Annotated in this window: 17 protein-coding genes; all 17 read left to right on the forward strand. The window is 67.2% G+C overall.

The window, feature by feature from the left end:
* The first annotated feature begins 3 nt into the window (after window positions 1-3).
* The 17 genes from traE to Q0599_RS00355 all read left to right on the forward strand — a co-directional run bounded on the left by traE (window position 4) and on the right by Q0599_RS00355 (window position 18,572).
* On the forward strand, window positions 4-624 hold the full coding sequence (traE, locus tag Q0599_RS00275) for a type IV conjugative transfer system protein TraE (RefSeq protein ID WP_298824054.1): 621 nt from the start codon (window positions 4-6) through the stop codon (window positions 622-624).
* Window positions 560-1,390, forward strand: coding sequence for a type-F conjugative transfer system secretin TraK (locus Q0599_RS00280; RefSeq protein ID WP_298824056.1), 831 nt, complete (start codon window positions 560-562; stop codon window positions 1,388-1,390). Before traE ends, Q0599_RS00280 begins: the two co-directional genes overlap by 65 nt.
* Window positions 1,391-1,392: 2 nt before the next feature.
* Entirely contained in the window at window positions 1,393-2,793 is a 1,401-nt protein-coding gene (locus Q0599_RS00285; RefSeq protein WP_298824058.1) for a TrbI/VirB10 family protein, read from the forward strand.
* Complete coding sequence (locus Q0599_RS00290) at window positions 2,783-3,595, forward strand: DsbC family protein (protein ID WP_298824060.1); 813 nt, start codon at window positions 2,783-2,785, stop codon at window positions 3,593-3,595. The genes Q0599_RS00285 and Q0599_RS00290 overlap by 11 nt, the downstream gene beginning before the upstream one ends.
* Window positions 3,592-4,218, forward strand: coding sequence for a TraV family lipoprotein (locus tag Q0599_RS00295; protein WP_298824063.1), 627 nt, complete (start codon window positions 3,592-3,594; stop codon window positions 4,216-4,218). Before Q0599_RS00290 ends, Q0599_RS00295 begins: the two co-directional genes overlap by 4 nt.
* Before the next feature lie 17 nt (window positions 4,219-4,235).
* A complete protein-coding gene (gene traC, locus Q0599_RS00300; RefSeq protein WP_298824066.1) occupies window positions 4,236-6,812 on the forward strand; it encodes a type IV secretion system protein TraC in 2,577 nt (858 codons plus the stop codon).
* The gene (locus Q0599_RS00305) at window positions 6,809-7,168 is read left to right on the forward strand and encodes a hypothetical protein (protein WP_298824069.1); all 360 of its coding nucleotides are present in this window, start codon (window positions 6,809-6,811) and stop codon (window positions 7,166-7,168) included. Before traC ends, Q0599_RS00305 begins: the two co-directional genes overlap by 4 nt.
* Before the next feature lie 8 nt (window positions 7,169-7,176).
* Window positions 7,177-7,743: a conjugative transfer signal peptidase TraF gene (traF, locus tag Q0599_RS00310; protein ID WP_298824072.1), complete on the forward strand. Its 567-nt coding sequence runs from the start codon at window positions 7,177-7,179 to the stop codon at window positions 7,741-7,743.
* A gap of 7 nt (window positions 7,744-7,750) precedes the next feature.
* Entirely contained in the window at window positions 7,751-8,080 is a 330-nt protein-coding gene (locus Q0599_RS00315) for a hypothetical protein (protein WP_298824076.1), read from the forward strand.
* Between the two features lies 1 nt (window position 8,081).
* On the forward strand, window positions 8,082-8,711 hold the full coding sequence (gene traW / locus Q0599_RS00320; RefSeq protein WP_298824078.1) for a type-F conjugative transfer system protein TraW: 630 nt from the start codon (window positions 8,082-8,084) through the stop codon (window positions 8,709-8,711).
* Window positions 8,708-9,724: a conjugal transfer pilus assembly protein TraU gene (traU, locus tag Q0599_RS00325; RefSeq protein WP_298824081.1), complete on the forward strand. Its 1,017-nt coding sequence runs from the start codon at window positions 8,708-8,710 to the stop codon at window positions 9,722-9,724. The genes traW and traU overlap by 4 nt, the downstream gene beginning before the upstream one ends.
* Window positions 9,725-9,827: 103 nt before the next feature.
* Window positions 9,828-10,490 carry a type-F conjugative transfer system pilin assembly protein TrbC gene (trbC, locus tag Q0599_RS00330; RefSeq protein ID WP_298824083.1) on the forward strand — a complete coding sequence of 221 codons (663 nt, stop codon included), beginning with the start codon at window positions 9,828-9,830 and terminating at the stop codon, window positions 10,488-10,490.
* Between the two features lie 6 nt (window positions 10,491-10,496).
* Window positions 10,497-12,914, forward strand: a complete 2,418-nt coding sequence (traN, locus tag Q0599_RS00335; RefSeq protein WP_298824369.1) for a type-F conjugative transfer system mating-pair stabilization protein TraN — start codon at window positions 10,497-10,499, stop codon at window positions 12,912-12,914.
* A 2-nt stretch (window positions 12,915-12,916) separates the two neighbouring features.
* Window positions 12,917-13,300, forward strand: a complete 384-nt coding sequence (locus Q0599_RS00340) for a hypothetical protein (protein WP_298824086.1) — start codon at window positions 12,917-12,919, stop codon at window positions 13,298-13,300.
* 10 nt (window positions 13,301-13,310) lie between these two features.
* Complete coding sequence (gene traF, locus Q0599_RS00345) at window positions 13,311-14,198, forward strand: conjugal transfer protein TraF (RefSeq protein ID WP_298824090.1); 888 nt, start codon at window positions 13,311-13,313, stop codon at window positions 14,196-14,198.
* Between the two features lie 11 nt (window positions 14,199-14,209).
* Window positions 14,210-15,646: a conjugal transfer protein TraH gene (locus Q0599_RS00350; protein WP_298824092.1), complete on the forward strand. Its 1,437-nt coding sequence runs from the start codon at window positions 14,210-14,212 to the stop codon at window positions 15,644-15,646.
* Between the two features lie 28 nt (window positions 15,647-15,674).
* Window positions 15,675-18,572 (forward strand): conjugal transfer protein TraG N-terminal domain-containing protein, encoded by a 2,898-nt coding sequence (locus tag Q0599_RS00355; RefSeq protein WP_298824095.1) that lies wholly within the window; start codon window positions 15,675-15,677, stop codon window positions 18,570-18,572.
* Window positions 18,573-18,585: the final 13 nt, after the last annotated feature.

An 18,585-nucleotide genomic window follows, 5' to 3' on the forward strand; every position in this document is an offset into this window, starting at 1 on the left:
GCCATGGACTTTGCCCAGCACCAGAACGACCTGCGCGCGCAACGCCGGGCCAATCGAGTCCTCAGCGCCATCGTGGGTGCACTGTCGCTCAGCGTGCTCCTGTGCCTCGTGGTGATCGTCAGCATCGTCGGCTCGGACCGGACGGTCATCGTGCCGCCCAACATCGACCGGACCTTCTGGGTCACCAAGGAGAAGGCCAGCCGCGAGTACCTCGAGGAGATGGCCAGCTACGTCGCCTGGCTGGTCCTGGACGTCACGCCGACGACAGTCGACTGGAAGAAGAACGTGCTGCTGAACTGGGTCGCGCCGGATCAGCACGCGGCCATGAAGACCAAGATGGACATCGAGGCCGAGCGGCTGCGCAGCAACAACGCCGCGACCTTCTTCCTGGTGCAGCAACTCGCTGCCGACGAGGCGAAGCAGTCCGTGGTCGTCACCGGCCGCCTTCGGCGTCAGATCAACGGCGCCGACGTCACCGATCCCGAAACGCGTTCGTACCTGGCGCAGTTCCAGTACGTCGGCGGGCGCGTCCACATCCAGTCGTTCAAGGAGATCCCGTATGCGCAAGCTGGCCAGCAAGTTCGCGTCGGCGCTGCTGATCCCAACGGCGCTCCTGCTCGCTAGCGCGTCGCCCGCGCTCGCGCTGCAGGTCGTCGAGGGCAGCGACGGGGTCTCCGTCGATGCCGTCCTGTCGATCAAGGAGGCCACCCGCATCCGCGTCGACGGCGCGCCGATCACGAACGTCTTCGGCAACATCTACTCGACCAACTGCGGCGCCGCGATCACGGCCGCCGGGCCGCCGCAACCCGGTGCGTCGCCGGCACCCGCGACGGGCATGGTGAATCCCGCTGGCGAGATCGTTCTCGAGTGCGACGTCGACAAGGGCGAGATCTACGTGCGCCCGGTGGGCGGCCCGGGCAAGCCGGTCAACCTCTTCGTCTCGACGCAGCACGCGACCTACACGCTGCTGCTGCGGCGGTCCGACACGCCAGCAGACACGATCGTCATCCGCGACAAGACAGCCCGACTGTCCCGCGCTGAGCCCGGCAGCTCAACGGCTTCCGCCCGCACGCCGCAGCACGTGCGCGCCCTGAAGGGCATGTTGGTGGCCATGGCGGCGGACCGGCCACCCACGGACATCCGGGTCGACGAGGTGAACCGTCCGATCCAGCTCTGGCAGGAGGCGAAGTTCGCCCTGGTGCGCCTGTACGAAGGACGCGGCCTGGTCGGCGAGCGCTATCTGCTCACCAACGTGTCGACCCAGGACATGGTCCTCGCCGAACAGGAGTTCGATCGCGAGCGCGGCGGCGTGCTGGCCGTCTCGATCGAGAACCACAACCTGCGCCCCGGCGAGAGCACGTCCGTCTACGTCATCCGCCAGGGGAACTGACCATGCCCAGCTTCGCCGACAACCTTCGCGAGCGCTGGGCGGGCGTTGCCGAGCGCATGTCGCCGCGCGCGCGCCAATGGACGATGGCCGCCCTGATCTCCGGTTGCGGGGTGGGCCTGCTGTGGGCGGTGTTCTCCGCGGGGTCGGGCGACAGCGCTCAGCGCGCCGCGGCCGCTGCGGCCAAGAGCGACGTCCGTCCAACCAACGTCGATCTGATGGCGCCGGGTTCGCAGGTGAAGGACTCCGAGGTCTGGATCGGCAAGGCCGGCAAGGAACTCGAGAGCTACAAGGCCGAACGCGACGAGCAGCGCAAGGTCAACCGCGACCTCAACGACAAGCAGCAGGAACTGCTTCGCCGTCTCGCGGAGATGGAGGAGCGGCTCAAGTCGCGTCCCCTGGATGCGGCACGCGCGGCTTCTGCGCCCGGGATGGCGGCTGGCCCCGCCAATCCGCCCCTTGCCAATCCGCCCGAGTCGACGCTGCCTCGCGCACCGGCCGCCCTGCCGCCTGCACCGCCGCCGCCCGTGGCTTACCAGCGTGGCGCGATGCCGCCCGGCCTGCCCAACAGCGCGTCACCCAGTGGCATCGACGTCGCGGCAGCGCCGGCGCAACCTCAGCTCACGCGGGTCACGCTGACCGCGCCAGTGCGCGCCAGCGACGCTGCCGAGGGCGGCGGCAAGAGGCGCGAGACACTCGACAGCTTCCTGCCCATCAGCTTCACCAAGGGCCAACTTCTCGGCGGCCTGGACGCTCCCACCGGCGGACAGGCCCAGAGCAATCCGCACCCGGTGCTGATCCGGCTGTCGGACAACTCGGTCCTGCCCAACCGCTACCGGGCCGAGTACCGCGAGTGCTTCGTCATCGCCGCGGGCTACGGCGACATCAGCTCGGAGCGCGCCTACCTGCGCACCGAACTCCTGTCCTGCGTTCGTCCCAACGGCGATCCGCTGGAAGTCAAGATCCAGGGCTCTGTCTTCGGCGAGGACGGCAAGGTCGGCATGCGCGGCCGCCTGGTCACCAAACAGGGCCAGATGCTGGCCAACGCGCTGCTCGCCGGCGTGGTCAGCGGGATCGGCCAGGGTTTCTCGCAGGCCAACACGACCTACAGCACCTCGCCGCTGGGGTCGGTCGCGACGGCCTCGGGCGGCGACGCCTACCGCGCCGGCATCGGCTCGGGTGTCGGCAAGGCCCTGGACCGGTTGGCGCAGTACTACATCAAGCTGGCCGAACAGACCTTTCCGATAATCGAAGTCGATGCCGGCCGGGAGATCGATGTCGTCCTGACCAAGGGCGTGCGCATCGAGGGCTCTGAGGCAAGCACGGCGTCCAACGCCCCCACCTCGCTGCCTGGCCGCACGGACCCCTCCGAGCGCTACCTGAAGGTGACCACCGATGAAGAATGAACGCCTCCTGGCCGGCGCCATCCTGGCGCTGGCCGTGCAGTCCGCCGTGGCCGGCCCGTCGGCCGACGAAGCCCGGCTGCTCGCCACCCTCAAGCGCGCGTACCCGGCGACCACCTTCACGTCGGTCGCGGCCAGCGAGGTCCCCGGGATCTACGAGGTGTGGATGGGGCCGAACGTGGCCTTCGTGTCGCCCAAGAGCCCTCGGTACTTCATCATGGGTCGACTGCTCGACGCGAAGACCGCCACCGACATCACCGGACCGAAACTCGCGCGGGCACAGGCCGCCCGCCCGGCCGTCGATACGGCCGACAGCACCGACCGGCCGATCGACATCGCGAAGCTGCCGCTGCAGGACGCCCTGAAGGTCGTGCACGGCAGCGGCGCGCGCACGCTCTACGCCTTCAGCGACCCCTCCTGCTCGTTCTGCCGGCGGCTCGAGCCGGAGCTGGCCAAGCTCCAGGACGTCACGGTCTACACCTTCCTGCTGCCCTTCCAGGGCCGGCAACTGCCGCAGGCGATCCTCTGCTCCACCGATCCAGCGAAGAGCTGGCAAGCGGTGATGCTCAACGCCGACACCAGCGGCCTGAACAGCCAAGCCGACTGCCCGACTGCGCTCGACCGCAACCTCCAACTGGCGCGACAGCTTGGCGTCAACGGCACGCCCACGATGTTCTACGCCGATGGCACGCGGACCACCGGCTACGTCCCCGGGACCGAGGTCGAACGCCGCATCGCCGCAGCGGCTGCCATTGGCTCACCCGTCGCGACCTCCAAGGCCATCACCCAGGAGAAGGCGCCATGAGCAGGTTCCTCATCGTGGTCGGCGGCGTGATCGTCCTCGCGGCCGTGCTCCCGGGCTGCGCGATCACCGGCCTGGACGGCGAGTCCAAGTACGCGTGCAAGGCGCCCGAGGGCGTCCGGTGCGACTCGGTGTCCGGCACCTACTACAACGCGCTGCAGAACAACCTGCCGGCGCAGCGCCGCTCCGCCGCGCCTCCCGTGGACACGTCTCCCCAGGCCGCGCCCGCCGGCAGCGCGCCGCGTGCCGCGCCGACGATGCTCAACGCCTCCACGCGCCCGGCCACGGGCGACGAAGGCGCCGCCTATGTGGCCGCGCCGCTGCGCGCCGCGCCGCGCGTTCTCCGGCTCTGGATCAAGGCCTGGGAGGACGCCGATCGCGATCTCGTCGGCGAGAGCCTCGTCTACGTCCAGGTCGACAACGGCCGCTGGCTGGTCGACCACGTGCAGCGCCAGCAGCGCGAACCCTTCGTACCGATCCGCGCGCCGCGGCCGCCGGCCGCCCCCAAGTCGGCCGGTGCGGCGGCTGGCCCCAACGGCCCGTCCACCACGCCGACCGAAGACGCGCCCTCGCTCACGCAAGCCCTGCGCGCGCTGCAGAACCGCGTGCCCGCCGCCGACCAATGACCTGAGAGGGCACCTCCATGCTCGAGTCCCTACGCCTCAACCTGTTCGGCGACGCGTCGCCGGCGGGGTCCAGCGACAAGTCCGGCCCTGGCCTGTTCTCGTTCGGGCACAAGGACGAATCGCCCGCCGACCAGTTCGCCAGCTGGCTGCCCTACATCTCCTACCTCGACGAGGAACAACTGTTCGTCAACAAGGACGGCATGGGCTTCCTGCTGGAGGTCATGCCGCAGAGCGGCGCCGACGACCGCATGGTCGACGTGCTGGTGTCGCTCTACTCGAACTGCCCGCCCGACACCGGCATCCAGTTCCACCTCTTCGCCTCGCCCCACGTCTGCCCGCCGCTGCGCCGGTACGCCAACCTGCGCATGGAAGACCGCGACCAGATCCAGAAGGCCCAGACGTTCGGCCGGCCAGCGCGCAACGACAACCTCTACCGCAAGCTGGCCCGGCGCCGCTACGCGCACCTGTCTCACGGCGCTCACCACAGCCTGACCCAGGGCTTCCACTACACGATCCGCGACTTCCGCCTGATGGTCAGCGTCTCGGTCAAGGCTGATCCCGCCAACCTGTCCGACCGCGAGCGCATCATCGGACTGCGCGACGGCATGGCGACCACGCTGCGCTCGGCGTCGTTGCCCAATCGCGTGTGCGACGCGGCCGACCTGATCAACTGGTGTTCGCTGTTCGTCAACCCGGATCGCATCGACGCGGCCACCGCGCCCGACCTGCACTACGACGACGGGCGCGAACTGCGCGACCAGATCGTCGATCACGACACGATCCAGGATGCGCGCTCCAACGGCCTTCACCTGTGGAAGGAAGGCGCAGGCGAAGGCCTGGACGTGCGCTTCTTCTCCATCAAGTCCTTCCCCGAGCGCTTCGGCCTGTGGCAGATGGGTGCCCTGGTCGGCGACCTGATGCAGCCGGCCCTGCAGTACAGCTCGCCCTTCCTGCTGACGATGGGGGTCTACATCCTGGACCCCAACTCGACCAAGACCGTGGTCACGGCCAACCACGTGCGGGCCACGCAGAACGCGGGCAGCAAGATGGCCGTGGTCATGCCCGACGTCGCCAAGAAAGCGCGCGACTGGTCGGCCGCCGCGGACGCGATCGACACCGGCGGCGCGCTGGTGAGCATGTACCACCAACTCGGCCTGTTCTGCCATCCGTCCAAGGTCGCGCAGACGCAGGAGACGGCCAAGTCCATCTGGCGTGCGCGCGGCTTCGAACTCAATGCCGACGTCTACAAACATCGCCAGGCGCTGCTGGCCAGCCTGCCGATGACGCTGTCGCCGGCCTTCCACGGCGACTTGCGCAAGATGAAGCGGGTCACCCGCAAGACGATGGCCAACGCCATCCACCTCGCACCGGTCCTGGCCGAATGGCGGGGCAGCAAGACGCCGACCCTGATGTTCGCCGGCCGCCGCGGCCAGTTGCTCACGCTCGACCTCTACGACAACGACGGCAACTACAACGCCGCCGTCATCGGCTCGCCCGGCTCGGGCAAGTCGGTCCTGCTCAACGAGCTGGCCTGGTCCTACCGGGCCATCGGCGCCAAGATCTGGATGCAGGACCTGGGGCGCTCCTTCGAGAAGCTCTGCCGCAAGGCGGAAGGCACCTTCATCGAGTTCCGGCCCGACGTCGAGATCTCGCTGAACCCGTTCCCGCTGGTCACCGACATCAACGAGGACATCGACATGCTGCTGCCGGCCATCGCCAAGATGGCCTCGATGAAGCAGCTCGACGAGGTCCAGATGAAGGCGATCTCGGCGATGTTGCTCAAGCTCTGGGCCAGGTACGGCCAGGACCTGGACATGACGATCCTGCGCGACGCCTTCGTCCCCGGGACGATCGAGGAACTGGGCATCAAGGAAGACCAGCGCGTGCGCGACCTGGCCGTGATGCTCAACCCCTACGCCAAGGGTGGCCAGTACGCGCGCTTCTTCAGCGGCCGCAACACGATCGACTTCTCCAACGACTTCGTGGTCATCGAGAGCGAGGAGCTCAAGCGCAAGCCCGACCTGCAGGCGGTGGTCAACATCATCCTGTTCCACGCGATCACCCGCGAGATGTACCTGACGCGCAACCGCAAGAAGGTCTGGTTCATCGACGAGCTCAAGCAGCAGCTGGGCGACTCGAGCGAGAACGACGTGGTGATGGCCGCGGCGATCGACGAGGCGGCGCGGCGCGCCCGCAAGTACGGCGGCAGCCTCGTGACGGCGACCCAGAACGGCGACGACTACTTCACCTCGGCACAGATGGAGTCCGCACTGAAGTGCTCGGACTGGACCTTCCTGCTGCGCCAGAAGCCCGAGTCGATCGAACTGCTCGCGCGCACGGGCCGCTTCTCGATGGACGAGCCGAAGAAGCGGCTGCTGAACTCGCTGCGCATGGAGCCGGGCGTGTTCTCCGAGTGCTACATCACCTCACCCATCGGCGAGGGTGTCGCTCGCATCATCCTCGACCCCTTCTCGCACCTGCTCTTCAGCAACAAGCTGGACGACAACGCACCGCTGGATGCGCTCCTGAGACAGGGCCTGTCCATCGACGACGCCATCACCGAGCTGCTCCGCCGCCGGGGCTATGCGGTATGAGCTCGTTCGCCACCCATGCGCTGATCTCGGTGTTCGTGACCGCCGGGGCACTGCTCGCCTATGACCGGCTGGTCGTGAAGCCCGCTCAGGTCATCGGCATCGTCGACATCGCCGAGGTCTATCGCGCCAAGGAGTCCGAGTTCGCTGCACTGCTCAGCGCCAGCAGGACCGACGACGATCGCCAGCGCGCTCTCGCGCAGGCGCAGGCCTTCGGCGATCGCCTCGACCGCGCCCTGCGCGAGATCCCCGTCGAGTGCCGCTGCCTGGTGGTGGTCAAGTCCGCCGTGGCAGGGGGCTGGTCCAACGCCATCGACCTCACCGCCGCCCTCAAGGCGAAGGTCGGCGCCAAGTCGTAGCCGCCGCCATGACGAGCCAACGTGTTGGTCTGGGCCCCTGGCTGCTGCATGGCAGCCGGCTGATGCTGCACGACCTGCGGCGGCACCGGGTGGTGCTCGTGCTCGTCGTCGGCGTCTGGGTGCTCGCGCTGATCCGCCTCTTCGCCCACCACGTCCCGGTCCTGCCGCTGCTGTTCAACTGGACACCCAGCCTGCCCTACAAGGTCGCGTTCGTCGACTACCGATCGGGCGCGATCGTCCGCGGTGACCTGGTGGTCTACGCATTCGAGGGGCCAGCTGGCCTGCAGGCCTATCCCGGGTTGCGCCACCAGGCGCTGTTCAAGCGTGTCGCGGGCGTCGCCGGCGATGTCGTGACGGTGCGGGGACGCGAGGTGTTCGTCAACGGCGTGCCGGTGGGCCTGGCCAAGACGCACACCTTCGACCGTCGCCCCCTCGAGCCCATCGACCCGACGGTCATCCCCGCCGGCCACCTGTACGTGCAGGGGACCAGCCCGGACAGCTTCGACTCCCGCTACAGCCTCGCCGGGCTCGTGCGCGTGCAGGACGTCAAGTCGCGCGTCATCCCACTGCTGTGAGGGCCGCATGCAGCGAACACTCATCCTATCGATGTTGTGCCTGGCGGGCACGGTGGCCGCCCAAGGCGAGCGCCTGGACCTCCAGGACGACGTGCCGCTCGACACCTACCTCGCCTTGCTGGCCCACGTGGCGCCGCCCGCGCGCGACGGCGCCGAGGCCTACATGGCGGCGTTTCGCAGCCGCTGCGGGCGCGCGCTGCGCACGATCGAGCTGCGCCGCGCCTTTGCGCAAGGCAACGGCGATCCGGTCCTGATGAACATGGTCCGCGCTTCCCACGAGCGCGACACCGCCGCCCTGCAGCGCCTGGGCGCCTCCATCGCCTGCCCGAGCAAGTGACATGCGCGCCCGCCTTTCTCCCTGGCTCATCGCAGCAGCGACCTCCTGGGCGCTGGGCGCACAGGCAGCGAACCTGGGGACCATCGGGCCGACCTATCCGGTGGCCGAGAAGAACCTGCTCGACGTGATCATGGCCCGGCTGCGCGCCAAGGAGGCGAGCGGCGAGTTGAAGCGCCATGAGCAGGAGGCACGGGATCGCGCCGCCTATGCGGTCAACAACCCGCGACCGGTCGACGGACTGCGCCGGGCCCAAGCCGCGCGCACCTTCTACTTCGATCCGACCTTCACCCTGCAGTCCAACGTCGTGGACAGCACGGGCGCGGTCCTGTTCCCGGCGGGAACTCGCAAGAACCCGCTCGAAGTCGTCTCGCTCTCCAAGCACCTGCTGTTCTTCGATGCGCGCGACCCGGGCCAGGTGACCAGGGCGCGCGAACTAATCGAGCACTACCAGGGCAAGGTCAAACCGATCCTCGTGGGCGGCAGCTACCTGGACCTGATGAAGCGCTGGAACAAGCCGGTGTTCTACGACCAGGAAGGTGCCCTCGTGCGCAAGTTCGGGATCGCGGCGGTCCCGGCGATCGTTTCGCAGGAGGGACAACGCCTTCGCATCGATGAGGTGCCCGTGCGATGAACATCGTTCACCGACTCTTCACGGCGCTGTGCCTGCTGGCTGCGTCCTCGCTGGCCACCGCGGCAGGCATGGCGACCTGCACGGGCAAGTTTCCCAATCCGCTGACCGACATCTGCTGGTCGTGCCTGCTGCCCATCACCATCGGCAGCGCCACGATCGCCAACTTCGGTGGACAGGAGGACAACGGCGACAACCCGGGCAATCCGGTCTGCAGTTGCGGCGTGAATCCGACGATCGGCCTGTCGATCGGGTTCTGGGAGCCAGCGCGCCACGTCGAAGCCACCCGCAAGCCGTTCTGCCTGCCGTCACTCGGCGGCCTGAACCTGGATCCCGGCATCGCCGCGCCGGAAGCCGCGAGGTTCACACGCCCGGAGGGCGACGGTGACGGAGGCTCCTTCTACCAGGCGCACTTCTACACCAACCCGGTCCTCTACTGGCTCGAGGTCGTGACCGACTTCCCCTGCCTGGAGCGTGGCAGCTTCGACCTCGCCTACCTCACCGAAGTCGATCCGCTGTGGAACGACGACGAGCTGACGCTGATCCTCAACCCGGACGCGGTGCTCTTCGCCAACCCCATCGCCATCGCCGCCTGCGCGGCCGACTGCGTCGCAGCCACCGTGGGCTTCGGGTTGAACACGCTCTTCTGGTGCGCGGGCTGTCAGGGCGGCCTCTACCCCATGGACGGCCACGTCCAGTACCACATGGGCGGCGTTCGCACCGCCGCGCTGCTGGCGCAGCGCCTCACCGCCAAGATGCACCGCGAACTCATCGCCTGGGGCTGGCACGGTTCGCGCGGGCTCTGCGGCCCCTACTTCGAGCCGATCATGGACAAGTCCTCCTACAAAACCAACCTCACCTACCCGATTCCGTCGACCGACAAGCTCGACGGCAAGTGCTGCCAGCCATTCGGTCGCACGACCGTGCTCTGGGGCGCTGGCAAGGAGTACCCGGTCCTGGGCGAGGACTTCGCCTTCATGCTCTTCCGCAAGAGGAACTGCTGTGTGGGCTACTGACCGTCTCGCGGCCCCCGTCGTTGCGTCGATCGCGGTCGCGCTGTTCGCGCTGCCTGCCGCCGTGGCTCAGGCCCAAGGCCAGTCTCCGTCCGGCAAGAGCCCCGTGACCGAGGCCGACATCGCTCGCGCCACCCGCAGCCAGCCCACGATCATCGACAAGGACATCGAGGCGGCGCGGCGCAAGCACCGCATGCCCAGCGATGACGAACTCGCGCGGGTGCCGGTTCCCGCGGCCCCACGCATCGACGCGCTGCCTCAGCCGCAGTCCCAAGGAAAGATCGACCTCGGCGCGATCGCCGGCGGCTTCGATGCCATGGGCGCTCCCGACCCCGCCAATTCGGGCATGGCCGTGGGCCCGACGCTGCTGGTCTTCGTGAGCTTCTCGATGCCCGACCCGGCCCTGGAGCGCCTGGTCGATCAGGCCGCGCGCAGCGGGGCCACCCTGCTGTTGCGCGGTCTCGTGGACGACTCGCTGCAGAAGACCGTGGCCCGCGTCCAGCGGGTCATCGGCCAGCGCAAGGTCGGATTCCAGATCGACCCGCAGGCGTTCGACCGATTCACGATCACCGCCACGCCGTCCTTCGTCCTCATCAAGGACCGGTCCGTTCCGACGCCCTGCGCAGCGGGCACCTGCTTCGCAGCGGACAGCTACGCGCTGGCCGCCGGCGACGTGAGCATCGACTACGCGCTGCGCTTCATCCAGAAGACGGCGCCGAAGTTCTCGCGCGAAGCGCAGGCCTTTCTCGCGAAGATGAAAGGGGGCTGAGCCGTGATGTTCAAGCGCCTGACCGTCTGGGTGATGACCCAGGCCCTGGTCCTCGTTCAGACCACCGCGATCGCACAGACCTCGCACGACCAAGGCGTGGCCGCGGGTCGTGCCGCCAACACCGCGATCCGGGGCATGGTGAACCAGCCGTCGGCGACGGGTGTCGTCCCCGGGTACACCACCACGCCACCGGAGGCCGCGCTGGCCGGCCGCCCGGTACTCGGCCCCGAGGTCAGCGCGAAGCTCGCCGCCTGCGCGGCGACGCCCAACGACCCCAGCTGCCAGGCGCTGCGCACCGCCATCACCTCTGCGAACACAGCCCGCCCCACGATCTCCCCCAGCGATCCGGCGGTCGCAGCCGCTTCGCGCATCGCCCGTAACCCCTCGCTCGATCTGGGCGGCCTGGCCTCGTACTACAGCGGCTGCACGACCACCGATGCCACCATCGCGACCCACACCGAGACCCGGGCCTGCGCCCGCTACGTGACCGCGGGCAGCTACAGCTGCTCGAACTCGCTCAACGTCGCCGTCGCCCGGTCGACCAGTTGCTCGCCCGGCGACTGGTTCGCGCAGGCAAGCGCAGGATCGACCGCCGTGGCCGCGCAGTGCCTGCCCGACCGGCCGGACTCGAGCCAACACTTCAGGGTCACCAGCTCGGGCACGCCGCTGGCGTTCTTCGATGTCGACATGACGACACCGGTCATCACGCCCCAGCGGGTCGCGGTGATCGGCACGACCTACAACTGGCCCAGCTTCACGCCCTCGGAGAGAGGCGTCTACGTCGCAGACAAGTCGTGCACCGGCAGCACCTGCAGCCTGACCGCCATGATCGCCGACGACCCCGTCGAGTCCTGCACCGGTGGTTGGGACTCGATGACCTGCACGACCATCCATCCGTTCATCGACGTCTATGCCGCCTGCCCTGCAGGAACCCAGAGCGGTGACAACCTGCTGGTCACCACCTGCTCGTACGGCGGTGACGGCATGGAGTGCACCAGCTCGCCGCTCAGCACCACCACCTGCTACAGCCCCAGCGGGTCGGCAAGCGACATCCAGGCGAGCGACATCACCGGCACCTTCTCGTCCGCCTACTGGCGCGCCAGCTCGACCCGCGCGGTGGTGGGCTGGGCGCCGAACCCGGCGTACGGGCCGATTCCGCAGATGCGGCTCTCGTACACCCGGCCGGCGACCACGTTCACGGCCGCCGACACCTGGAACAACCAATGTCCCAGCCTCGCCGGCGACAGCCGGTGCTCGGTGGCAAGCGCACCGGTGTGCGTCGACGGACCCGCCACCAAGGTCATCGACGGCGTCTCCATCACCCGGGACTGCTGGCAGTACCAGAGCACGATGAGCTGCGGCGGCACCTACACCGCCGACCAGTGCACACCGCTGATCGCCGCCGGCTGCACGCCGGTGTCGTCGACCTGTTCCCGCACCAACCCGGCAACGGGCGTCTGCGAGGTGTACCAGGACCAGTACAGCTGCACCGTGCCGAACGAGACGGTCACGCAAGCCACCAACTGCCCTGCCAACGTCTTCTGCCTGGGAACCAGCTGCTTCAACACGGCGTACACCAACGACGCCGACTTCGCGCGCACGATGTCGATGCTCGAGGCGGGACGCGAGGCCGGTGTCTACCTCGACAGCGACCGCATGCAGGTGTTCAAGGGCGAAGCCAACAGCTGCCGCGACCGCCTCCTCACCAACTGCTGCAACTCCGATGCGTCCGGCCGCGGCATGACGAACCAGAGCGTCTTCGGCGCCGGCTCCCGCCTCGTCTACGACATCCTGATGAACTCCGAGAACCGGCAGTTCGTCTACCAGGGACTCAGCGCGTTGCTGACGGGCGCGGGCTTCAGCGGCTCGTTCACCAGCTACGGCGTGACGATCGCCGTGAACGGCACGGCGCTGCCCGCCGGGTCCACCGTCCTGTACTCCTCCAGCACGGTCGCCGGCGAGGGCTTCGTCGTCGCATTCGACCCATGGACGCTGGTGATCGCCGCGATCATCTACATCGTTCTCTCGCTGACCTCCTGCAACGAGAACGAGGCGGTCCTTGCCCTCAAGGAGGGCGCCGGCCTGTGTCACAGCATCGGCAGCTACTGCTCGTCCTGCATCCGGATCCTCGGCTCCTGCGTCTCCTGCATCGAGCACACGACAGGCAAGTGCTGCTTCAACTCGATGCTCGCCCGCATCGTCAACGAGCAGGGCCGCGGCCAGATCAGCAAGGGGTGGGGCGATGCGCGCAACCCCGACTGCTCAGGTTTCAGCATCGCGCAGCTTCAATCGCTCGACTTCGCCCGCATGGACCTGAGCGAGTTCTACGCCTCGCTCGTCGCGAAGAGTCCCAACCTCTCGGCGATCCAGACCAACAACGGGGCCCGGGTGCCGAGCTGCTACTTCGGCCAGGGGAAGTGCTGATCATGAAGCTCAACCGCCTTGCACCGCTCATCGCCTTCGCCGCGGCGTCGGTGGCCACCGCCCAGTTGGCCGACGGCGGCCGCATGCCGGTCACTGACGTCCGCGTGCTGATGATCGCCGCCCTCGACTCGCCGACGGGGATCGCGCAGGGGGTCCTCACCAGCAAAGATGCCGAGAGCATCACCAAGCACTTCAAGGCGACCGGGCCGATCTTGATCGACGTCTCGACAGTCAAGCGCTACGCCCAGGCGGGATGCGCCCGTCTCAAGCTGTCCTTTGCCCAGGACGGCGTGCAGTTGCCCGGCCAGGCCACGCCCCGGCGCAACACCGTCGACTTCGGCATCAACTACTGCCGCGACGGCCAGCCACCCAAGTCACTCACGTGAGGAGCCGCCCGTGTCCACGACCCGTTGCCTCGCCGCGCTCGCAGCCCTTCTTGGTCTCCTCCTGGCAGCGTGGTCACACGCCCAGGCCGACGCCGCGGTAGCGGTCGCACCTGCGCAAAGTCCGGCCACCTCCAGGGCCCTCTTTTGGGATGACTTTCGGCGTGGCTGGCACTTCTACGAGGAGCCGGAACCCGAGGTCCTCCCGCCGGCGCCTGCGAAGCCCGCCGCGCCCAAGCCGGAGGCCAGGCGCCGGGACACGCGTGCGCCCGAGCTCATCGAGTTCGAACAGCTGCAGAAGCGCCTGGAGGAGTACCGCAACATCGCCATCATCCGGCCGAGCGAGGACAACGTCCGGCGCTACATGCAGCTCGAGGCGCAGGTGGTGCGCCAGGCCAGCTACTTCTCGGATGTGGCACAGCGGGTGGCCTGGGCGACGCCGGACCTGGACATGACGCTGCAGGGTCGGCCGGTGAACTCGCGCGCCATCGAAGTCTTCGATCGCGAGCAGGCCACCAGCCGCGTTCAGTCGCTGACCGACCTGGCGCGCACGCACGTCCTGTTCTTCTTCTTCCGCTCGGACTGCCCGTACTGCCACGCCTTCTCGCCGACGCTGGAGGCCTTCAGCGCCCGCTTCGGCATTCAGATCGTCCCGATCAGCGTGGACGGCAAGGGCCTGCCGAGTTTCCCCACGTTCCGGCGCGACAACGGCATTGCACGCACGCTGCAGGTCACCCAGGTGCCGGCCATCTACCTGGCCGAGCCCTACACCGGAAAGATCGTGCCGATCGGCTTCGGCGTGCTGTCCGAGTCGCAGCTCATCGAGCGCATCACGACCGTCACCGCCCCGGGCGCCGACGCCTACGCGCCGTCGATCACCCGGCGGGTCAACCTGCAGTAGGGAGGCGCCCAATGTCCGCACGAATCCTTGTCCGCAAGCTGGTCGCCGTCATCGTCGCGTCCGCCGTGGCACTTGCGGCCCCGCTGAGCTACGCCGGGGATCTCAACGCCGAGGTGAACACCATGTTCAACAACCTGGGCGCCATCGGCAACTACACCGCGCCCGGTGCGTTCAAGGGTCAGACGTTCAACACCTACACCGGCGGCAACCTCTACCTGCGCTCGCCCAACAAGACCTACCAACTCGCCGCGATTCAGTTCCCCACGGCCAAGGGCGGCTGCGGCGGCATCGATCTCTTCGGCGGCTCGTTCTCGCACATCTCCGCCAACGAGTTCCGCAACATGCTCCGGAACATCACCTCAGCTCTGCCCGGAATCGCGTTTCAGCTCGCGCTGGAGGCTGTCTCGCCGCTGCTCGGCGGGCTGACCAAGTGGGCCAAGGGCCTGGAGACCTGGATCAACAACGCGCGCATCAACTCCTGCGAAACCGCAACCGCGCTCGTGTCCTCCGCGGCCGAGGCGGTCGGCTACGACTCGCAGCGTGCCTGCGCAAAGCTGGCGATGCAGATGGGCATGGAGAGTGACATCGACGCCGCCATGCGCCGCTGCGCGTCGGACAGCCCCTCGATCCTCGGCTCTGCACGGACAAGTGCCGACGCGAACATCGCCGCACAAGCGCCCTTTGTCGGCAACTTCACCTGGCGTGCCCTCAAGTCGATCGACACGCTGGACGATCCCGCCCGCGAACTCGTGATGAGCATCGTGGGTGCGGTGATCTTTCCGGCGGAGACAGCCAACCGCGATCCCGAGTACATCGGCCCGAGCATCACGACCGTCGCCCAGCTGCTGTACGGCCAATCCGACGCCGCCGGCGGCAACATCAACCTCCAACTGCTCCGCTGCAACAACTACACCGACTGCGACACGGTGACGCGCGACAACACCTACGTGCACCAACCGCTGACCAAAAAGGTGTCCGACATCATGCAGCTGATCTCGGACAACATCCGCACCCGCACGGCGATCCCAAACAACTCCGCGGCCGTCGGCTTCGTGAACAGCACCAGCATCCCTGTGTGGCGCATGCTGTCGATCGGCAACACCATCCCAGGCTCGGGCCTCGCCGACATGATGATCGGCAACTACCGGGAGGTCATCGCTGCCGACTACGCGTTCACGTTTCTCAACCAGTTCGCGAACGTCGCGATCTCGGCCCTCACCAAGCAGCATCGTCTGAACGATGAACAGAGGAAGTTGGCACGACAACAGCGCGAAGACGTTCAGAAGTTCATGAGCCTGCTCCAGCAAGAGCAGGCCACCCTGTACCGCAAGGTCACCGCCGTCTCCACCGTAGCCACCGACATGGAACGCCTGGAGCGCAACCTCCGCTCGAGCATGTCACTGCACGCACTGGACATGCTCGGCTACTCCAGCCGCAGCACCAAGTAAGCCCTGCGCAGGCAACCGAGGCACAGTCATGTGGGAAGTCTTCGCGTACCACAACAGCGAAGCGCTGGCAGGCATCTTCAACGCCATCGCTGCGATCATGGCCTCGGGCACCTACATGAGTGCCATCGCCGCCGTGGCCTTCTGCGGCTTCGTCGTTGCGATGGTGGCCTACATGTTCCAGCCCGAGAAGCTGGTCGGCTGGCGCTGGCTCGTGTCCGTAGTGCTGATCTACGGCGTGCTCTTCGTCCCCCGCGTGACAGTCGCCGTGGTGGACAAGACCGGTGGCACCCCCAACCGCGTCATCGCGAACGTGCCGTTCGGCATGGCGGCGCTCGGTGGTCTGACCAGCACCATCGGCAACACGATCACCGAGCTCTTCGAGACGGCGTTCCAGACCTTGCCAGGACCCGCCTCCCTGCCCGGGGAACTGTCCTACCAGCAGAACGGCCTGATGTTCGGCAGCCGCCTGATTCAGGAGACGCGAAGCATTTCCATCCCGGATCCAGGGGTCCTGAACGACATCATCAACTTCGCCAACAACTGCACCGCCTACGACATCGCCGACGGCACGATCGCCGCTACCGCCTTCTCGACTTCGGACAACCTGTGGGCGGCGATGGCTGCCACCAATCCGGCGAGGTTCACCGTGATCACCGCTGGCGCGGGCGTGACCACGACGACCTGCGACGCTGCGTACGCATCCATCGCGGGCCGCCTGCCCGCACAGGTCAACGCGTTGACGGCGCGCCTCGGGCAGAAGCTGAACCCCGACCTCCCCGCAGCGGCCGCGCAGGCGGCCGTCCTAAATCAGATTCCCCAGGCCTACATCCGATCCCAGATCGCGGGCGCAGCTGCTACCGCAGCTGATCTGATCCGCCAGAACGCCATCGTTAACGCGATCAACGACGCTGGCGAGATGGGCTGCCAGCGCATCAACGACCCTGCCTGCATGATGCTGGCCACCGGGCGCGCGCAATCCGTCGCGGCGCAGAACGCGTCCTGGATCAACGGCGCCAAGATCTCGTCGCAGGCGCTTCCAGTGGTGCGCAACGTAGCGGAGGCGATGTGCTACGCAGTCTTCCCCCTCGTCGTGCTTCTGCTGTTCGTGTCGAGCGGGCGGACCACGATCATGATCCTTTCCGGCTATGCGATCGCATTGGTCTCGATCCAGCTCTGGCCGCCGCTGTTCGCGATCCTCAACTACATGGCGACGCTGTATGGCCAGATCGACCAGGCTGCGGCGGCCGAGATCGGCGGAGGCGTGAAGGCACTCTCGCTGCAGACAGCGTCTCCCATCTATTCGAACTCGATCTCCTCGCAGGCAGTCGTGTCGTACCTGATCATCGGCATCCCGATGCTCGCCTGGTCACTGGCCAACCGGATGGTCAACTTCGGCTCTGCCGTCATGGGTGGGCTGCAGGGCCTCCAGGCAGCTTCGATGTCCGGGAATGCGTCTGCGGCCGCGGCCACGGGCAATACCACCATGGGCAACGTCTCGATGGATCAGCGCACCATCAGCCCCTCAACCTCAAACCCATGGGTCAGTCGCCAGCAGGATCTCGACGGCAACTGGGTCACGACAACGGCCAGTGGCGCACAGGCCACCTCCTACCTGCGCAATGAGAGCGCTACATCGCGCGTTGTGTCGTCACGCGTCACACAGTCGTCCGTTCAAGAGGCATCGAGGTCGGCCGAGGCGGCGCGAAGTGAAGCTGTCTCCGCCTCGAATGACCTCTCCTCGGTTCTCGTGGACACGATGTCGCGCGGCTCTAGCCGCTTCCGCTCCACTACCCGCGGAGATGGCCAGGCAGTGAGCACGAGTACGGACATTGGCTCGGCTGCGGATAGGCTGCGCAGCATTACCGAGTCTGTGGCGCGGACCACTGGTTTGAGCGCTCAGCAGGTCGCGAACATCGCCTTCCAGCTCTCAGGTGGCGTCGGTGCGCCTGGCACTAGCCCACTGAGGGCGAACGCATCCGGCTCCGCCGGGAAGAGCTACACACGATCGCTGGATGAAACCGAGCAGAAGGTGGCGAACGAGCTGGGGGCCGATCAACTTCGTGAGTTCAGGTCCTTCGCAGAGCGAGCTACGCGAGATCAGTCGCTTGTGCGCGCGCTTGGAAACGACCAGCGAGAAGGCGACGAACTTGCATCTCGCATGTCGACCGCGGTAGGTCGTTTGGAATCCACACAGTCGAGCTACGCTGAGCGGAGCGCGATCGCCGAGAGGTTGTCCAAGGCACATGAGACCGGCGAGGTGCTTTCCATCGACTTGGCGCAGTTGCCAGCCAACTCTGACTTCATCCAACGCTACCAACGCCTGGCCAGCGAATACGGTTCTGACAGCCTCGCGCTCCAGGCGGCGATGGCCAGTGAGTTGGCATCGCGAGCGCTTCCCCCGACTCGAACAGCATCCGGTTCGGCGTTGCCAACGACCTTCGACGACGTGAGGTCTATCGCGTCGACCAACAAGGATGACGCGATCTTCTCGCGCGATCGCGTCGTCGGCACCGATGCGGCCAATGACCGCGCCATCGGCAAGAGGCTCAGCGGCGCGCCTCTGGTCGCACCACAGCCATCTGGAGCACTTGCCCAAGTGCAGAGCGATTTGCAACGGCGTCGGACCGAAGATGAATCACGCGAGACTGCCGCAGCCACCTTTGACGACCGAAACGACATCGTCCGCAACCCCGACGGCACAGTTTCAACCAAGAGGTCTCAGCAACTTGGAAATCTTCGCCAACTACGTGACGACGCAGCAACGCTTGCAGAAAATGCTCGGGAGCTACTTGATGTCGGCCCTGATGCAGCTCTGCGAGAAGCAAACGAGGCCCGCGCGCGACAGGAGGCATCGGAGCGGTCGAGAGCAATTCAGGCGACTCCCGAGATTCCTCGAATGACCCCTAAGAGCGGGAAGCGAAATTGAGGTTGGTGCAACG

It is taken from the genome of uncultured Piscinibacter sp. (genome assembly GCF_937952055.1).
Taxonomy (GTDB): Bacteria; Pseudomonadota; Gammaproteobacteria; order Burkholderiales; family Burkholderiaceae_C; genus Piscinibacter.